Here is a 1,179-nt window from a genome sequence, read left to right as displayed (position 1 = left end):
TGCGATCCTGATGAACGAAATCAAGCAGAAATGGAGCAAGTTTTATCAGACCGCCTTGTTCCTGCCGCATTTCCTGTCCTGGGTCCTGGTCGGTTACGTCGCGTATGCTTTTTTGAACCATGCGGACGGGTTGATCAACCGGACGCTGCAAGCGTTTGGGATGGATCCGGTCAGCTGGTATCAGAACGCGGCTCCTTGGCCGGTCATTCTCATTCTGGTTCATTTATGGAAGGCCGTCGGTTTCAATACGCTTATCTATTTCGCGGGAATTTTGGGAATTAACGGAGAATATTACGAAGCGGCGCGGATCGACGGGGCGACCAAATGGCAGATGGCCCGCAAGATCACCATTCCGCTGCTGTCGCCGCTGGTCATCATACTGCTGATTTTGTCCATCGGCAACATGTTCCGCGGTGATTTCGGTCTGCACTACTTCATTCCGAACAACTCAGGTTTCCTGTATGGATCCACCGATATTATCGATACTTACGTGTACCGCGCACTGCGGGAAATCGGGAACGTGAGCATGTCGGCGGCAACGGGCTTTTACCAATCGGTTGTCGGCTTCGTACTGGTTCTGCTGGCTAACGGCATTGTGCGCAAAATCAATCCCGACCATTCTTTATGGTAAGGAGGTGACGTAAAGGTGACGAAAACATTGGAGCTGTCGAAAGTATTGATCAACCTGCTGTTTATCATCCTGTCCGTCTTGGTCGTGCTGCCGTTTCTGCTCGTCATAGCCGTATCGCTTACGGATGAGAAGGCATTGTCCCGGGACGGCTATCAATTCATCCCTAAATCGTTCAGCCTGGAGGCGTACCGCTATCTGCTGGATGCCCCGGACGTGATGATTCAGGCATACGGGGTTACGATCACCGTCACGGTGATTGGATCGCTCGTCGGCCTGCTGCTGACCGCGATGACCGCTTACGTCATTTCCCGGCCGGATTACCGCTACAACCGGATGACGACCTTTTACGTATTTTTCACGATGCTGTTCAGCGGGGGACTCGTTCCTTCCTATATTCTAATGACCCAGTACCTGCACCTCAAAGACAGCCTGCTCGCACTCATACTGCCGGTGCTGCTGTCACCGTTTAACATCATGGTCATGAAAGGGTTCATGTCCAAGATACCGCTTGAGATCATCGAATCGGCGAAAATGGATGGGGCGAGGGA

At 52.3% G+C, this 1,179-nt stretch carries 2 protein-coding genes; both read left to right on the top strand.

Annotation, left to right across the window (positions count from 1 at the left end; translation table 11 throughout):
- Positions 1 to 631 (top strand): ABC transporter permease subunit (locus tag CPT76_RS11500; RefSeq protein WP_146116294.1); only part of this gene is annotated, 631 nt, incomplete at its 5' end.
- A gap of 15 nt (positions 632 to 646) precedes the next feature.
- A partial coding sequence (locus tag CPT76_RS39495; RefSeq protein WP_483870043.1) for an ABC transporter permease family protein occupies positions 647 to 1,179 on the top strand: 533 nt, incomplete at its 3' end.

Origin of the sequence: Paenibacillus sp. AR247 (assembly GCF_002968895.1) — a bacterium.
Classification (GTDB): Bacteria; Bacillota; Bacilli; order Paenibacillales; family Paenibacillaceae; genus Paenibacillus_AQ; species Paenibacillus_AQ favisporus.
Note: the sequence above shows the minus strand (reverse complement) of the source record. Positions and strands in the feature narration are given on the sequence as shown.